We start from the raw sequence: 17,703 nt of genomic DNA, 5'->3' as shown, positions 1-17,703 counted from the left end.
TTATCTACGGTTATCTTTCAGACGGCCTGTTGATCACGATTTTCACACAGCCGCATCGGAGCGCTCGCCGGTGCGGATGCGCACGGCTTCTTCAATGGGCGACACAAAAATTTTGCCGTCGCCGATTTTGCCCGAGCGCGCCGCTTCCACAATCACTTCCACCGCACGTTCCACATCGGCATCGGCGAGCACCAGCTCGAGTTTGACTTTGGGCAGAAAATCCACCGCATATTCTGCACCGCGGTAAATTTCGGTGTGCCCTTTTTGGCGGCCGAAACCTTTCACCTCGCTCACCGTCATGCCGGTGATGCCGATTTCGGTTAAGGCTTCACGCACATCATCGAGCTTGAAAGGTTTGATGATGGCTTCTATTTTTTTCATACGGCCTCCTTGTGTGTTGGGCTTATCGGTTGCTGATGAGGTGAAATTAACATAAACATCCGCTTTACACAATCGGCTTGCATACGGGCTTTTCAGCCTTGTTGCGGCAAGGCACAACGGCCGTCTGAAGCACACTTTCTGCATAAAATACCCAAGCAGAAAAGGCGGATTCGGCGTACAATCGCACTTCTTTCCAACCGCACTGTGAGCCGAATTTATGTCTGTTGTTTTGCCCTTGCGCGGCGCTACTGCCTTGTCTGATTTCCGTGTTGAAAAATTATTGCAAAAAGCCGCTGCCGCCGGCCTGCCTCCCGCCGGGCTGAAGAGCGAATATTGGTATTTTGCAGGCAGCGCCGATGCGCCGGATGCTGAAAGTATTGAAAAATTGCAGGCCTTGCTGGCCGCCGAAAGTGTTGAGCAAACACCGCAAGCATCAGCAGGCCTGCATTTATTTTTGATTGCCCCGCGCATCGGCACCATTTCGCCGTGGGCCTCGAAAGCCACCGACATCGCCCGAAATTGCGGCTTGGATAACATCGAACGCATCGAGCGCGGTATGGCGGTGTGGATTGAAGGCGCGCTCACCGAAGCGCAAAAACAGCAATGGGCGGCGCTCTTGCACGACCGCATGACCGAAAGCGTGCTGACCGATTTTCAAGCGGCCTCGGCGCTGTTTGCCCATCCGCAGGCACAAACCTTCAACACGGTAGACGTGTTGGGCGCCGGCAAAGAGGCTTTGATGCAGGCCAACCGCGAATTGGGCTTGGCGCTATCGGCCGATGAAATCGATTATCTGGTGGAAAACTATCAAATTCTGGCGCGCAACCCCAGCGATGTCGAGCTGATGATGTTTGCGCAAGCCAACTCCGAGCATTGCCGCCACAAAATTTTCAATGCCGATTTTATTCTCGACGGCCAAGTGCAGCCGAAATCATTGTTCGGCATGATACGCGACACCCATAAAGCCCACCCCGAGGGCACAGTGGTGGCTTATAAAGACAATTCTTCCGTGATTGAAGGCGCAAAAATCGAACGCTTTTATCCCAACGCCGCTGAAAACCAAGCCTACCGCTTTCACGAAGAAGACACCCACATCATCATGAAAGTGGAAACCCACAACCACCCCACCGCCATCGCGCCCTTTGCCGGCGCGGCCACCGGCGCGGGCGGTGAAATCCGCGATGAAGGCGCCACCGGCAAAGGCTCGCGCCCCAAAGCCGGCCTCACCGGCTTTAGCGTGTCCAACCTCAACATTCCCGGCGCAGAGCAGCCGTGGGAGCAATATTCAGCCACAGAAGCCGCCTACGGCAAACCCGGCCACATCAGCAGCGCGCTCGACATCATGCTCGAGGGGCCGATTGGCGGCGCCGCGTTCAACAACGAGTTCGGCCGCCCCAACCTTTTGGGCTATTTCCGCACCTTTGAAGAGCAATATCAAGGCCAGATGCGCGGCTATCATAAGCCCATCATGCTTGCCGGCGGCCTGGGCAGCATTCAGGCGCAGCAAACGCATAAAGACGAAATCCCCGAAGGCGCGCTGCTCATCCAACTCGGCGGCCCCGGCATGCTCATCGGCTTGGGCGGCGGCGCGGCTTCGAGCATGGACACCGGCACCAACCAATCCGATTTGGATTTCAACTCGGTGCAGCGCGGCAACCCTGAAATCGAGCGCCGTGCGCAAGAAGTAATCGACCGCTGCTGGCAGCTGGGCGCGGCCAACCCGATTGTGTCGATTCACGACGTGGGCGCGGGCGGCCTCTCCAACGCCTTTCCCGAATTGGTGAACGATGCCGGGCGCGGCGCGGTGTTTAAATTGCGCGATGTGCCGCTGGAAGAGCACGGGTTGAGCCCGATGCAGATTTGGTGCAACGAAGCGCAAGAGCGCTATGTGTTGGCCATTCTCGAAAAAGATTTGGAAACCTTCCGCCGCATTTGCGCGCGCGAGCGCTGCCCTTTTGCCGTGGTGGGTACCGCCACCGACGACGGCCATTTGCAGGTGCGCGACGATTTATACAACAACAACCCGGTGGATCTGCCGCTCAATGTGCTCTTGGGCAAGCCGCCGAAAACCACCCGCAGCGACAGCAAACAAATGCCGTCTGAAAGCGTGTTTGACGCCGGCCAATACGATTTGCGCGAATCGGCCTACCGCGTGTTGCGCCTGCCCACCGTGGCTTCAAAAAACTTCCTCATCACCATTGGCGACCGCAGCGTGGGCGGCCTCACCCACCGCGACCAAATGGTGGGCAAATATCAAACGCCGGTGGCCGATGCCGCCGTCACCATGATGGGCTTCAACACCCACCAAGGCGAAGCCATGAGCATGGGCGAAAGGCCCACCGTGGCGCTGTTTGACGCGCCTGCTTCCGGCCGCATGGCCATTGGCGAGGCCATCACCAATATTGCCGGCGTAAACATCGGCAAAATGGGCAACATCAAGCTTTCCGCCAACTGGATGGCCGCCTGCGGCAATGCCGGCGAAGACGAAAAACTCTATCGCACGGTGGAAGCCGTGTCGCACACCTGCCAAGCGCTGGGGTTGAGCATTCCGGTGGGCAAAGATTCGCTTTCCATGAAAACCGTGTGGCAGGATGAGGGCGCGCAAAAATCAGTGGTGTCGCCCTTATCGCTGATTATTTCGGCCTTTGCGCCGGTGCAGGATGTGCGCCGCACCCTCACGCCCGAACTGAAAAACACGACCGACAGCGCCATTTTCGCCATCGATTTGGGCTTCGGCCGCAGCCGTATGGGCGGCAGTGCCTTGAGCCAGGTGTGGAAAAACATCAGCGGCAGCGCACCTGATCTAAACAACAGCCATCATTTGGCCGCTTTTTACCAAGTAATGCAAAGCTTGGTGGCCGGGGGCAGACTTTTGGCCTATCACGACCGCGGCGACGGCGGCCTTTTGGCCACGCTGGCCGAAATGAGCTTTGCATCGCATTTGGGCATGAATCTGGATTTGGCGGCCATGATCGAACAAACCCGCGAACAAAGCGGCAGCAACAAGCTGCAAGACGCCGCCGCGCGCACTTTGTTTAACGAAGAATTGGGCGCAGTGATACAAGTGGCGGGCGAACACATCGAAGCCGTTCAGACGGCCTTTGAAGAAGCCGGCCTGGCCGCTGCGCTGCATCAAATCGGCGCCATCAACCACAGCGAGCGCCTGCTGATTCAAAACCGCAACACCGTGCTGCTCAACGAAGACCGCCTCGACCTGCAAAAAGCCTGGGCAGAAACCAGCTGGCAGATGCAGCGCCTGCGCGACAACCCCGAATGCGCCGACAGCGAATACGCGCTTTTGGCCGACGACAAACGCAGCGCCCTTTTTGCCGATTTAACCTTCGATGTAAATGAAGACATCGCCGCGCCGTTTATCAACCGTGGCGCGCAGCCGAAAATCGCCGTTTTGCGCGAGCAAGGTGTAAACGGCCAAATCGAAATGGCCGCCGCCTTCACTCGCGCCGGCTTCGATGCTTACGATGTGCACATGAGCGATTTGATGGCCGGGCGCGTGCAACTGGCCGATTTCCAAATGCTGGCCGCTTGCGGCGGCTTCAGCTACGGCGATGTGCTCGGCGCGGGCGAAGGCTGGGCCAAATCGGTGTTGTTCCACCCGCAATTGCGCGACCAATTTGCCGCCTTTTTCAACCGCCGAGACACCCTCACGCTGGGCGTGTGCAACGGCTGCCAAATGGTGAGCAATCTGGCCGAAATCATTCCCGGCACGCAAGGCTGGCCGAAATTCAAACGCAATCAAAGCGAGCAATTCGAAGCGCGCTTGAGCATGGTGAACGTGCCCCAATCCGCCTCGCTGATTTTGGCCGACATGGCCGGCTCCAGCCTGCCGGTGGTGGTGAGCCACGGCGAAGGCCGTGCCGATTTCGCGCATGTGGGCGGACAGGTTTCAGGCGGCCTCAATATCGCCCTGCAATATGTCGACGGGCAAAACCAAATCGCCGAAGCCTACCCGCTCAATCCCAACGGCTCGCCGCAAGGCATTGCCGGCGTGAGCAGCGCCGACGGACGCGTGACCATCATGATGCCGCACCCCGAGCGTGTGTACCGCAGCGCACAAATGAGCTGGGCGCCCGAAGGCTGGGGCGAATTGAGCGGCTGGTACCGCTTATTTGCCGGCGCACGCAAGGCATTGGGCTGATTAAGTTTACGCCACAACATCAGCAAAAGGCCGACTGAACGTTTCAGGTTCAGTCGGCCTTTTATCATGAGATATATAACGAATGAAAACTGATACACGCCGGCGCAGGACGTGTGACACACCACGCAAACAGAAGCCATTTAAACCTTAAACTGCATGCGTGGTTGCGCTACATTCCCTACACACGATTTGAGATTTATTGTCTTTGTTTCAGTTTTCTGCTAATCCACTATAAATTGTTGTTGCTTGGATTGAAAGCCGCAATATCAAGCCAATTTCAAATCGGCTTGATTCTTCGCAGGCTGCTGCAAAAACCTCTCTTTCCTGCACAACACCATTGCTCAAAAATTAACGATTTCAATTCCTATTCATTATTTTTTGAGCAATATCAATTTTTGGCTGTCAAAGCGGCGTAGAATTTCCAAAACAGCAATTTTCAGCTATTGAATCAGTAATGATTCTTGTTGCCTTTATATTTAACAAGGCCGTCTGAAAACCACACGCAAATCATCATCAAGGAAAAAAGCATGAATCTTCCGCCAACCTTTCCCCTCAGCATGGCCGCTGAGCACACGCCGGTGCGGGTGGTGTCGATCAAAGGCACACCCGATTTTGCCAAGCGCATCGCCGAAATGGGCCTCAACCCCGGCGCGGAAATCAGCGTGTGCCAGCGCAGCGGCAGCGGCCTTTTGGTAAGCCGCAGCGGCACGCGCTTGGCCTTGGGCGGCGGCATGGCGCACCGCATTTTGGTGTGCGCCGTTTAGTTTAATCGTTTTTCAACCCTATTTCACACACCTTTTCAGACGGCCTCAATACTCTTGAACAACAAGGCCGTCTGAATAAATTGGAAACCACACATGGCCACCCTGCAAGATTTACGCCCCAACGATCGCGCCCGCATCAGCGGCTTTGCCGAAACCGGCCGCGCCTACCGCAAAAAGCTGCTGAGCATGGGGCTCACACCCGGCGCCGAGCTCACCGTGAAACGCATCGCACCGATGGGCGACCCGGTGGAAATCAGCGTGCGTGGTTTTTCTTTATCGCTGCGCAAAGCCGAAGCCGATGCCTTGCTGGTGGAGAAATTATCATGAGCCAACGCTTCACCTTAGGCCTGATCGGCAACCCCAATTGCGGCAAAACCACCGTGTTCAACGCCCTCACCGGCTCGCGTCAGCGCGTGGGCAACTGGCCGGGCGTAACCGTGGAGCGCGTGAGCGGAGAATTTTCACTGGGCGGCAACACTTTTGAAGTGGTGGATTTGCCCGGCACTTATTCGCTGGATGTGACCGACCAAGAAGTGTCGCTGGATGAGCAAGTGGCACGCAGCTATGCCCAAGAGCAAACCACTCATTTGGTGGTGAACGTGGTGGACGCTTCCAACCTCGAGCGCAATCTTTATCTCACCACCCAGCTTGCCGAAATGCAGGTGCCGCTGCTGCTGGCTGTAAACATGACCGACGTGGCCGCCGACAAAGGCATGAAGGTAGACACCGCGCTGCTGGCGCAAAAATTGGGCTGCCCCGTGGTATCGCTAGCCGCCGCTTCGGGCAAAGGTGTGGCCGAATTGAAGCAGGCCATCGCCCAAGCCGCTGTCGCACCGCAAACTACCGCGCTGGTGCCGCATTATGAGCCTGCGCTTGAGCAGGCTGTCGAGCGCCTGCTGCCGCTGCTGGCCGATGCCCCCTCACCGCGCTGGCTGGCGGTGCGCCTGCTCGAAGGCGATGCGCTGGCGCAAAAAAGCGCCCCGCCCGCCGCATTGGCCGCAGCAAAAGCCGAAGCCGCCGCGCTGGGCGACGACATCGACATTATGGTAGCCGATGCGCGCTACGGCCTGGCCAACCAATTGGCCGCAGCCGCCGTGCACCACAGCGGGCGCATCGGCCGCGACCTCACCGAGCGCATCGACCGCATTGTGCTCAACCGCGTGTTGGGCATTCCCATTTTTTTGCTGATGATGTATTTGATGTTTATGTTTACCATCAACATCGGCGGCGCATTTATCGATTTTTTCGATCAATTTTTCGGCGCGGTGTTTGTAGACGGCTTCAAAGCGCTGCTGCAAAGCGCAGGTTCGCCCGAATGGCTCAATCTGCTCTTGGCCGACGGCATCGGCGGCGGCATTCAAACCGTGGCCACGTTTATTCCGATTATCGGCTTTCTGTATCTTTTTCTTTCCGTGCTTGAAGATTCCGGCTATATGGCGCGCGCGGCTTTTGTGATGGATCGCTTTATGCGCTGGATCGGCCTGCCGGGCAAAAGCTTTGTGCCGCTGATTGTAGGCTTCGGCTGCAACGTGCCGGCCGTGATGGCCACCCGCACGCTGGAGCACCGGCGCGACCGCTTGATGACGATTGCCATGGCACCTTTTATGTCGTGCGGGGCGCGCCTGCCGGTGTATGTGTTGTTTGCGGCGGCTTTTTTCCCGCACAACGGGCAAAACATCGTGTTCAGCCTTTACCTTATCGGCATCATCGCCGCCGTGTTCACCGGCCTGGTGCTGAAAAACAGCTTGCTCAAAGGCGAGGCCACGCCTTTTATCATGGAGCTGCCGCCCTATCACCTGCCTACGCCCAAAGGCATTCTGATTCACACCTGGAACCGCCTGAAAGGCTTTATCGTGCGCGCCGGGCGCGTGATTGTGCCGATGGTGCTGGTGCTCAGTGTGCTCAACGCCATCGGCACCGACGGCAGCTACGGCAATGAAAACAGCGATAAATCCATGCTCGCCGCGGTGGGCCGCAGCATCACGCCGGCTTTATCGCCAATGGGTTTGCAGCCCGACAACTGGCCGGCTTCAGTGGGCATTTTCACCGGCGTTTTGGCCAAAGAAGCCGTGATCGGCACACTCAACGCCGCTTACAGCGCCTTGGCCGCCAGCGACAGCGGTGCGGCGGCCGCCGATGAAGAATTCCACTTCGGCAGCGCCGTGGCCGATGCCTTTGCCACCATACCGGCCAACTTGGGCGAAGCGCTCGGTGCCTGGGCCGATCCCTTAGGCTTGGGCGCGGCAAACAGCGGCGAAGCGGCCGTTGCCGAAGAAAACCATTTGGGCACAGGCACATTCGGTGCCATGCAGAGCCGCTTCGACGGCACCATCGGCGCGTTTGCCTATTTGCTGTTTATTCTGCTTTATTTCCCCTGCACCGCCACCGTGGCCGTGGTGTATCAAGAAGCGGGCGCGCGCTGGAGCGCATTTGTGGTGCTGTGGACCACCGGCCTGGCTTATTGCGCCGCCACTTTTTATTATCAAGCCGCCACTTTTGCCCGCCACCCCACCCAATCAGCCGTATGGATGGCGCTGGTGGGCGCGGTGATGGTTGCCGCCTTTTTCGGCCTGCGTTTAGCCGGCAAACGCGTTGACAAAGTATCGCGCACCCAAGCCGCCGCAAGCAAAGGAAACGCATCATGATTATCACCGATTTGAGCCAATATCTGCGCCGGCACCGCCGCGCCAGCGTGGCCGATATGGCGATGGGGCTGGGCACATCCGCCGAAGCGCTCGCACCCATGCTCGACATGCTCGAGCGCAAAGGGCGCATCCGCAAGCTGCCCGAGGGCAGCAGCTGCGGCAGCAAAAGCTGCTGCAAGTGCGACCCCGCCACGGTTGCCCTTTATGAATGGGCCGGCAGCGAAGCGGTGCAAACGCCGATTGAAATTCACCGCGGCCGATAATGCCTGCACGCTCTTTCAGACGGCCTTGTTTACATTTTGTTTACATTTTTACTTCAGGCCGTCTGAAACAGTTTTTCCCACTGCCCTTCGTAAAATAGGGTAAAATCGCCCCACCCTGTTTTCATCAAGGCTTATGTCATGGTTTTCGACCAAATCGCCCGTGCCGAGCGCTATTACGCGCTGCATCCGCTTTTTCAGACGGCCTTTGAATTTCTGCACACGCTCGATTTGGCCGCCATCGACCAAGCCGCTTATGAAATCCGCCCCAACAAACAATTGCGTGCCTTTATCGGCAGCGAGCCGATGCGCAGCGCCGAAGCGGCCAAGCTCGAAGCCCACCGCCACTACATCGATATTCAGATTCCGCTGGGCGGCAGCGAAGGCTACGGCTGGCGGCCGACACAAGAGCTCACCCAAAGCGTGGCGGGCTATCAGGCCGAGCGCGATGTCGAATTTTTTCACGACCCGGCCAGCGCCCATATCCACGTGCGCCCGGGCGAATTTCTGATTCTGTTTCCCGAAGATGCCCATGCGCCTTTAATCGGCAACGAAGCCGAAATCAAAAAACTGGTCTTCAAAATCGCCGTAAACCCATCATCAACCGACTGCAAGGAACACTCATGACCCAACACATCGCCATTCTGCCCGGTGACGGCATCGGCCCCGAAATCATCGCTCAAGCCGTGCGCGTGCTCGACCGGCTGATTGCAGAAGGCCTCGATGCCGCCTATCAATATGCGCCCATCGGCGGCGCCGGCTACGATGAATACGGCGCGCCCTATCCCGAATTCACCCAAAAGCTCTGCCATCAGGCCGATGCCGTGCTGCTCGGCGCCGTGGGCGGCCCGCAATACGACAATCTCGATCGCCCCCTGCGCCCCGAGCGCGGTTTGTTGGCCATCCGCAAAGATTTGAATCTGTTTGCCAACCTGCGCCCGGCCATTCTCTATAAAGAATTGGCCAACGCCTCCACGCTCAAGCCCGAAGTGGTGGCCGGCTTGGATATTCTGATTGTGCGCGAGCTCACCGGCGACATTTATTTCGGCGAACCGCGCGGCATTCGCACGCTCGAAAACGGCGAGCGCGAAGGCTTCAACACCATGCGCTACAGCGAGAGCGAAATCCGCCGCATCGCCCACGTGGCTTTTCAGGCCGCACAAAAGCGCAACAAAAAAGTGTGCTCCGTGGGCAAAGCCAATGTGCTGGAAACCACCGAATTGTGGCGCGAAATTTTCGATGAAATCGCCCCCGAATACCCTGATGTTGAATTGAGCCATATGTATGTCGACAATGCCGCTATGCAGCTTGTGCGCGCGCCCAAACAGTTTGACGTAATCGCCACCGGCAATATTTTCGGCGATATTCTGAGCGACCAAGCTTCCATGCTCACCGGCTCCATCGGCATGCTGCCCTCCGCTTCGCTGAACGAAACCGGCAAAGGCCTGTATGAGCCCTCCCACGGCTCCGCACCCGACATCGCCGGCCAAAACAAAGCCAACCCCTTGGCCACCATCTTGTCGCTCGCCATGTTGTTGCGCTACAGCTTCGGCGATGAAGCACGCGCGCAGCAAATCGAAGCGGCGGTGCAAAAAGTGCTCGAACAAGGCTGGCGCACCGGCGACATTTTCGAAGCAGGCACCAAGCTTGTGGGCTGCGCCGAAATGGGCGATGCCGTGCTCGCTGCGCTTTAATGCCGGGCAAATAAATAACCTGCAATTCAATATATCCCGCAGGCCGTCTGAAAGCTTTCAGACGGCCTGCGACATATCTTATAGATGCGGCAATTAATTATTGAATATTCACATCCTCTTACCCGCAGCAGAAACCTGTTCCCTCTCCCGTGGGAGAGGGCTAGGGAGAGGGCAACAAGCCAAAGGCTTGTTTGCCGGCATCTGAAAATATTCAATATTTAATTGCCGAATCAATAATATATATATGTGGAATGCAAAAAAAATAACACAGCGGCGCAGGTGCGCACGCCGCACTTTTGCGGCGTAATCATACGGATGAAAGCACGCAGCGGCATGACACACAAAGGCCGTCTGAAAGAGGTTTCAGACGGCCTTTGTGTGTCATGCGTACGATTACGCTTTGTTTTGACAAAGCTAATCGTACCTACGCGGCTACACGACTGATATTTCAGACGGCCTCTTCCGAATACACCTCTGCCGACAATTCATTGATTTCTTTCCGCGCCCATAGTCGATACCCGATTTTTTCTCTTGCCCGCTTGAGCGCTGAGTCGTTTCAAAAGCAACAAACCCTGTGCTATCATGGTGCAGTTTTTCTGCGCCTGCACGCACTCGACTGTGCAGCGCATCACACACCATCAGGCATAACACCACAACCATTACCCTTGCCTGCTCACCGCCCCAAAGGCTGCGGACAATCACCCGTTTTTATCTTGAGGCCGTCTGAACGCGCCAGCCATGTCTGTGCGCCGCCATGCCGCCGCCCTTCATGGAGAAACGCCGATGACATCCCACCCCACACCCCACACCCCCGACCATTTGGCCGCCCATGCCGAGGAAGCCGCCGCCGTGCTGGATGCGCTGCACACCCGCGCAGAAGGCTTGAGCGCCGAAGAAGCGGCGCAAAGGCTGGCGCAACACGGTGCCAACCGCCTGCCCCAAGCGCCGCGCAAACACCCGCTGCTGCGCTTTCTCGCCCACTTTCACAATGTGCTGATTTATGTGTTGTTGGCCGCGGCGGCGGTTACTGCCGCGCTGGGGCATTGGATAGACACCGGCGTGATTCTGGCCGTGGTGGTGGCCAACGCTTTAATCGGATTTATCCAAGAGGGCAAAGCCGAAGAAGCCATGGCCGCCATCAAAAGCATGCTTGCGCCGCATTCGGCGGTGCTGCGCGACGGCCGCCGCCAGCGCTTGGATGCCGTCGATTTGGTGCCCGGCGATATTGTGCTGCTGGAAGCGGGCGACCGCGTGCCGGCCGATTTGCGCCTCATCAACGCGCGCGGGCTTAAATGCGAAGAGGCGGTGCTCACCGGCGAATCGGTGCCGGCAGACAAAAACACCGAGCCCGTAAGCGCCGATGCGCCCTTGGGCGACCGCACCTCAATGCTCTTCAGCGGCACGTTGGTGGCCGGCGGCACCGGCTTGGGCGTGGTCACCGCCACCGGCAGCCGCACCGAAATCGGCCGCATCAGCGGCATGCTCGCCGATGTGGAAACGCTCACCACGCCGCTGCTGCGGCAAATGGATATTTTTGCCCGCTGGCTGACGGTGTTTATCCTGATTGTGGCCGCCGCCGTGCTCACTTACGGTTATTTTGTTGAGCATCTGGATTTTGCCGGCGTGTTTATGTCGGTGGTGGGCTTGTCGGTGGCGGCCATTCCCGAAGGGCTGCCCGCCGTGCTCACCATCACGCTGGCCATCGGCGTGCGCACAATGGCGCAGCGCAACGCCATTGTGCGGCGGCTGCCGGCCATTGAAACGCTGGGCGCGGTGTCGGTGATTTGCTCCGACAAAACCGGCACGCTCACCCGCAACGAAATGATGGCCGCCGATGTGGTGATTGCCGATCAGGTTTATCAGATAGCAGGCGAAGGCTATGCGCCGGCCGGCGGCATTTTGCGCAACGGGCAAACTTTGGCGGCAGGCGCAGATCCGCTGCTCACCGCCTTTGCCCGCGCCGCCTATTGCTGCAACGATGCCCGTTTGCACGAACAAGAAGGCCAATGGCGCACCGAAGGCGACCCGATGGAAGGCGCGCTTTTGGCGTTGGCAGGCAAAATCAGCGGCCAAGGCGGGCAGGCTTTTTCCGGCTACACGCGGCTCGATGCCGTGCCTTTTGATGCGGCACACCGCTATATGGCCGTGCTGAGCCGCGATTCAGACGGCCTGCCGCATATTTATGTGAAAGGCGCACCCGAAGCCTTATTGGCCATGTGTGCACAACAGCGCACGCCTGAGGGCAATGCACCGCTGGACACCGATTACTGGCTGCAACAAGTGGAAAAGCTGGCCGAAAAAGGCCGGCGTGTGCTGGCTGTGGCCGAGCAGGCCGCCACCATCGGCCAAACCACCCTGAGCAACGCCGATATCGCGCAATCGCTTCAATTTATCGGCCTCGTCGGCCTGATTGATCCGCCGCGCTCAGAAGCCGTGGCGGCGGTGCAGCAATGCCATGAAGCCGGCATACAGGTGAAAATGATCACCGGCGATCACGCCGCCACCGCGTGCGCCATTGCCCGCGAAATCGGCCTCTCCCACACCGATAACGTGCTCACCGGCAACGATTTGGATTTTATAGACGATGCCGGGCTGGCCGGCCGCATTCTGGAAACCGATGTGTTTGCCCGCACCTCGCCCGCCCACAAGCTGCGGCTGGTGAAAGCGCTGCAATCGCACGGCCTCACCGTAGCAATGACGGGCGATGGCGTTAATGATGCGCCTGCGCTCAAGCGCGCCGATGCCGGCATTGCCATGGGCCAAACCGGCAGCGAAGCGGCCAAAGAAGCCGCCGATCTGGTGCTCGCCGATGACAATTTCGCCTCCATCGTGGCCGCCGTGCGCGAAGGGCGCACCGTGTATGACAATATCCAAAAAGTAATCAGCTGGACGCTGCCCACCAACGCCGGCGAAGCGCTCACCATTATTGTGGCGCTGCTTATCGGCACCGCGCTGCCCATCACGCCGGTGCAGATTTTGTGGATTAACCTGATTACCACCGTCACGCTGGGCATTGCGCTGGCTTTCGAGCCGGCTGAAGCAGGCAATATGCAGCGCGCGCCGCGCCGGCGCGATGCCCCGCTGCTCTCCAGAATGTTGGTGTGGAATATTGTGTTGGTGGCGCTTTTGATGTTTGCCGCCGTGTTCGGCGTGTTTGCCTATGCCAAGGGCAGCGGCCATTCGCTGGCGCTGGCACAAACCATGTCCATGAATATGCTGGCGGTGCTGGAAATTTTCTATCTTTTCTATGTGCGCAATATCTACAGCACCTCGCTCAATTGGCAGGCCGTGCGCGGCACGCCCGTGGTGTGGCTGTGTGTGGGCATCGTCACGCTCGCACAGCTGGCCATCACTTATCTGCCTTTTTTGCAGCCGCTGTTCGGCACCGAGTCTATCCCGCTTTCAGACGGCCTCTTGATTATCGCCGTGGGCGTGGTGTTTTTTGCGCTGATTGAGGTGGAAAAGCAAATGCGTTTGGCCTGGGTGAAAGCGGTTTAATACCCATTCGAAAAAATAACCTAACTGCGTTGTCTCGCCTTGCCGTACTAGATGTACTGTCTTCGGCTCGCCGCCTTGTTATCTTATTTTTCGAATGGGTATAACATGGTCGGATTTACAAAAGGCCGTCTGAACAGGTTTAAAATCCTAACCGAAATTAACGTTTCAGACGGCCTTCACCGCCGGCTCAAGCTCTGCTTTATCTGCACACAGGCAAACAAACGGCAGCACTTGATTGTTGTAAAACTACAAATCAAGCCGCTCTTTCATTTTACTTGCGGTTTCAAACTTTGATATGCATCAAACTTATCAAACAATATCAGCAAAATAAAATAAAGTATGCCCAACCTGTATCGCTTTGTAATTTTACTAGATTAATCATATGCCTATACAATAAAAGAGGCTTGCTCACCAAATCCAATTAATATCTTCATAACTTTTCACCTCCAACAGGCTTTTAGTTTTACTTTAAAAACAATTATTTATAAAAATCTATTGCTCTGTTTTAAATAAAAAGAATCAATTCCATCTCGGTTTTTCCTTTGTTTATTCCATGTAGTTTGAAAAGCAATTCTGTTAAAATTTAAGTCTATAAAAATATTACACTTTGATTTGCATAGCCATTTACATCGTTTTATTGATTTCCGCAGCAAGCGGCAGCTTTGATGGCAAATGGAAAACACAAGCAAACACAACCACCCGCCAACCTGCGCCAGCCGCATCGAAAATGTGCCGGCGCATTGATAGTTAGGACAAGCATATGAGCGATGAATTATACCGTCTGGTTATCGACGGCAACGAAGTCGAAGCCTCGCCGGACGCCTCCATTATTCAGGCCTACGCCCGCGCCGGCGCAGCCATCACCGCCAACGTAGGCTGCATGGGTCAAGGCGTGTGCGGCTCCTGCCGCTGCCTGATCCGCCGCGAAGGCGAGCGCGAAGTCACCACCGCGCTGGCTTGCGAAACCCGGGTAGAGCCGGGCATGCAGGTGAGCTTTATCGATTATTTTATGCCCGAACACGTGCATTATTACAATGTAGACGAAGTGGGCGACGGCTGGAACTGGCTCGACGACACCGCACGCATTTTCCCTGAATCCTCCCATTGCCGCCATTGCAGCGGCTGCGACCGCTCCTGCCCCAAAGGCCTGCAAGTGCAAGAGGGCGTAGCGCAAGTGGTGGCCGGCGATTTTGTGGCCGCAGCCGCCACTTTCGATCAATGCGTGATGTGCAATTTGTGCACGCTCGCCTGCCCTGAAAACATCCGCCCCAACCATTTGGGCTTGTTTGCCCGCCGCATGAAAGCCGCGCGCACGCTGCGCCCGATCGACTTGATGCGCCGCCTGCAACAAATCGACAACGGCAGCATGCGTGTGGAAATTGATGCCGCCACAAAGGAGGCCCACTGATGAGCACCCCCAATAAAGGCGTGGATTACGCCCAAGCCCTGCAATCGCTGCGCAGCTCTGCGCTGCCCATGCGCACCGATTTGCCCGAAAAAGAAGCGCTCTTGAGCCAATACCATCCGGATTACGGCCAAGGCGCCCGCACCACCCTGCCCGTGGGTGCCAATGCCGGCGAATTCTGCCATCCTGATTTGGCCGAGTTGTTGCTGAGCCGCCCCCTGATTGATGATTTCGACTTGGCCGGTGCCGTGCCGATGTATACCGATGTGTTGGTGATTGGCGGCGGCGGTGCCGGTGCCGCAGCGGCGCTCACCGCCACCCAAGCCGGCGCAGGCGTGATTATGGCCAACAAGCTGCGCATCGGCGACAGCAACACCGTGATGGCCGAGGGCGGCATTCAAGCCGCTGTGGGCGAAGAAGACAGCCTGCAACAGCATTTTGAAGACACCCTCAAAGGCGGCCACAACGCAGCCGAGCAAGATTTGGTGGCGCAAATGGTCACCGACGGCCCCGCCGCCATCCGCTGGCTGATCGGCTTGGGCATGACATTTGATTTAGCCGCCGGCTCCGACAACAACGGACGCCTGCAACGCAAACGCGCCGGCGGCACCAGCATCCCGCGCGTGTTGTGCTATCGCGATTTCACCGGCCTGGAAATGATGCGCGTGCTGCGCGAAGCCGTCGAGCTCGAGCGCGGCATCACCCAGCTCAACCGCTGCCCCGCCATCGAATTGCTCTCCGATGAGCACGGCCGCTGCGTGGGCGCGGTGCTCTATGATTTGGAGCGGCGCAAATTGCTGATCGTGCACGCCAAATCGGTGGTACTGGCCAGTGGCGGCAGCGGCCGTCTGCATCTGCAAGGCTTTGCCACTTCCAACCACTATGGTGCCACCGCCGATGGTTTGGTGATGGCTTACCGCATGGGCGCCAAGCTGCGCGATGTGGATTCTTTCCAATACCACCCCACCGGCGTGGCGCATCCGCCGCATCTGGCCGGCGCGCTGATTTCCGAAGCCGTGCGCTCTGCCGGCACCCATTTGGTCAACGGCTTGGGCGAGCGCTTTGTGGATGAATTGCTGCCGCGCGATGTGGTGGCAGCCGCTATTTTGCGCGAATGCCAAGAAGGCCGCGGCGTGTTGCGCGATGGCACCGTGGGCGTGTTTCTCGACACCCCGCGCCTGATTGCCAAAGACCCGGATGTGTTGCAACGCTTGGTGTCGCTGGCGCATGTGGCGCACAAATGCGGTGTTAACCCTGCCGAAGAGCCGCTGCTGATCCACCCCACCCTGCACTATCAAAACGGCGGCATGCTTATCGACGGCAACGGCCAAACCAATATCGCCGGCCTTTACGGCGCAGGCGAAGTCACCGGCGGCATTCACGGCCGCAACCGCCTGATGGGCAACGCCCTGCTCGACATCATCAGCTTCGGCCGCCGCGCCGGCGCAGCCGCCGCCCAATCCGGCCTGCCGTTGAAAAGAGCGCGCGGCGGCATCGCCCACATCTACAAGCTCCAGCGCGAGCTGACTCGTGCCGGCATCAAGAGCGATATTAAGGCGCCGATACTCTATCCCGATTATGGAACCTTCGATCTGCGCGAACACGCCGGCATTCAGGAGAACACTCATGCAAAAGCTTAACCAATTATTGCTGCATCCCAGCCGCCAAGTGGGCGCAGATTTGATTGCCTGGCTGGGCGCCGGCGGCGGCGAAGGCCTGCTGGTTGCTATGGAAAATCCGCAAAGCATTGTGCCCACTTTGCAAGAAGCCCGTTTGGGCGGCATGGGCGGCGCCGGCTTTCCCACTTGGCGCAAATGGGAAGCGGCGGTGAATGCTCAAAGCAAAAACGGCGACCGCTATGTGGTGTGCAACGCCAATGAAGACGAGCCGGGCACGTTTAAAGACCGCTATCTGCTCGAGCACACCCCGCACCAAGTGATCGAAGGCGCGCTGATTGCCGCCGTGGCCACCCGCGCCAACCATGTGATTTTATACATCAACCCGCACCAAACCGAATCGATTGCCGCCGTGAGCGAAGCCATCGCCCAATGGCATGCGCACGAATTATTCGAGCAGCTCGAAACACATCTGGGCAGGCCTTTGCACCTGAAACTGGTGCCCACTTCAGGGCGCTATATCGGCGGCGAAGAAACGGCGGTGGTGTCGTGGCTCAACGGCGGTTTCCCGTTTCCGCACCGCAAGCCGCCCTATCCGGCCGAAAGCGGCGTGGCCGATGAGCCGACTCTGATCAACAACACCGAAACCTTTGCCAATGTGCCGCATATTCTACGCAACGGCGCTCAATGGTATCAAGATTTGGGCATAGGCGAAGCGGTGGGCACCAAGCTTTATTCGCTCTCGGGCGATGTGTTAAACCCCGGCCTCTATGAGCTGCCGATGGGCACTTCGCTGCAATCGCTGATTTTCGATTATGGCGGCGGCCTGCTTGAAGGCCGCGCCTTTAAAGCAGTGTTTACCGGCGGCCCTTCCAACACCTTGCTTACCGCAGCCGATTTGGATGTGGCGCTGGATTTCAATTCTGTGCGCGAGCGCCATTCCAGCCTCGGCACCGGTGCCATGATTGTGATTTCGGAAGGCACCAGCGTGGTGCGCAAAGTGTCGGAATATGTGGAATTTTTTGCCGCCAATTCCTGCGGCCAATGTCCGCCCTGCAAAAGCGGCACTTTCCAACTGGCGCGTCTGATTGATCGGGTAGACACCGGCATTGCCACCGGCGATGATTTGCGTGCGCTGGAAAACCTCTGCCAAATCCTGCCCGGCAGCGGCCGCTGCGGCTTAATCGACGGCGCGGTAACGGTGCTGAAAAGCTCTTTGCGCACTTTCCCCGAAGAATACGGCCTGCCGCCGCAAACCGGAGTCTGAACGGCACACACGCCTGC

At 57.8% G+C, this 17,703-nt stretch carries 12 protein-coding genes; 11 read left to right on the top strand and 1 reads right to left on the bottom strand.

The window, feature by feature from the left end; translation table 11 throughout:
• Positions 1–42: 42 nt before the first annotated feature.
• Positions 43–381, bottom strand: coding sequence for a P-II family nitrogen regulator (locus LVJ78_RS04995; RefSeq protein WP_132954071.1), 339 nt, complete (start codon positions 379–381; stop codon positions 43–45).
• Positions 382–598: 217 nt separating this feature from the next.
• On the opposite strand from LVJ78_RS04995, the gene purL reads away from it, so the two are divergent.
• From purL to LVJ78_RS04940, 11 genes are all read left to right on the top strand, one after another.
• Entirely contained in the window at positions 599–4,537 is a 3,939-nt protein-coding gene (gene purL / locus LVJ78_RS04990) for a phosphoribosylformylglycinamidine synthase (RefSeq protein WP_132954072.1), read from the top strand.
• Positions 4,538–5,064: 527 nt separating this feature from the next.
• Positions 5,065–5,301, top strand: a complete 237-nt coding sequence (locus LVJ78_RS04985; RefSeq protein ID WP_132954073.1) for a FeoA family protein — start codon at positions 5,065–5,067, stop codon at positions 5,299–5,301.
• A 93-nt stretch (positions 5,302–5,394) separates the two neighbouring features.
• Positions 5,395–5,628, top strand: coding sequence for a FeoA family protein (locus LVJ78_RS04980; protein WP_132954074.1), 234 nt, complete (start codon positions 5,395–5,397; stop codon positions 5,626–5,628).
• The gene (gene feoB / locus LVJ78_RS04975) at positions 5,625–7,946 is read left to right on the top strand and encodes a Fe(2+) transporter permease subunit FeoB (protein ID WP_132954075.1); all 2,322 of its coding nucleotides are present in this window, start codon (positions 5,625–5,627) and stop codon (positions 7,944–7,946) included. Before LVJ78_RS04980 ends, feoB begins: the two co-directional genes overlap by 4 nt.
• On the top strand, positions 7,943–8,209 hold the full coding sequence (locus LVJ78_RS04970) for a FeoC-like transcriptional regulator (RefSeq protein WP_132954076.1): 267 nt from the start codon (positions 7,943–7,945) through the stop codon (positions 8,207–8,209). The genes feoB and LVJ78_RS04970 overlap by 4 nt, the downstream gene beginning before the upstream one ends.
• 138 nt (positions 8,210–8,347) lie before the next feature.
• The gene (locus tag LVJ78_RS04965; protein WP_132954077.1) at positions 8,348–8,833 is read left to right on the top strand and encodes a NanQ anomerase/TabA/YiaL family protein; all 486 of its coding nucleotides are present in this window, start codon (positions 8,348–8,350) and stop codon (positions 8,831–8,833) included.
• On the top strand, positions 8,830–9,900 hold the full coding sequence (gene leuB, locus LVJ78_RS04960) for a 3-isopropylmalate dehydrogenase (protein ID WP_132954078.1): 1,071 nt from the start codon (positions 8,830–8,832) through the stop codon (positions 9,898–9,900). The genes LVJ78_RS04965 and leuB overlap by 4 nt, the downstream gene beginning before the upstream one ends.
• 738 nt (positions 9,901–10,638) lie before the next feature.
• Positions 10,639–13,398: a cation-transporting P-type ATPase gene (locus LVJ78_RS04955; protein WP_132954079.1), complete on the top strand. Its 2,760-nt coding sequence runs from the start codon at positions 10,639–10,641 to the stop codon at positions 13,396–13,398.
• Between the two features lie 760 nt (positions 13,399–14,158).
• Positions 14,159–14,806: a 4Fe-4S dicluster domain-containing protein gene (locus LVJ78_RS04950; protein ID WP_132954080.1), complete on the top strand. Its 648-nt coding sequence runs from the start codon at positions 14,159–14,161 to the stop codon at positions 14,804–14,806.
• Positions 14,806–16,443, top strand: coding sequence for an FAD-binding protein (locus tag LVJ78_RS04945; RefSeq protein ID WP_132954081.1), 1,638 nt, complete (start codon positions 14,806–14,808; stop codon positions 16,441–16,443). Before LVJ78_RS04950 ends, LVJ78_RS04945 begins: the two co-directional genes overlap by 1 nt.
• Positions 16,430–17,686 (top strand): complex I 51 kDa subunit family protein, encoded by a 1,257-nt coding sequence (locus LVJ78_RS04940; protein WP_132954082.1) that lies wholly within the window; start codon positions 16,430–16,432, stop codon positions 17,684–17,686. The genes LVJ78_RS04945 and LVJ78_RS04940 overlap by 14 nt, the downstream gene beginning before the upstream one ends.
• Positions 17,687–17,703: the final 17 nt, after the last annotated feature.

It is taken from the genome of Uruburuella suis (assembly GCF_022870845.1).
GTDB lineage: Bacteria > Pseudomonadota > Gammaproteobacteria > Burkholderiales > Neisseriaceae > Neisseria > Neisseria suis.
This window is presented reverse-complemented; position numbering and strand designations above follow the sequence as displayed.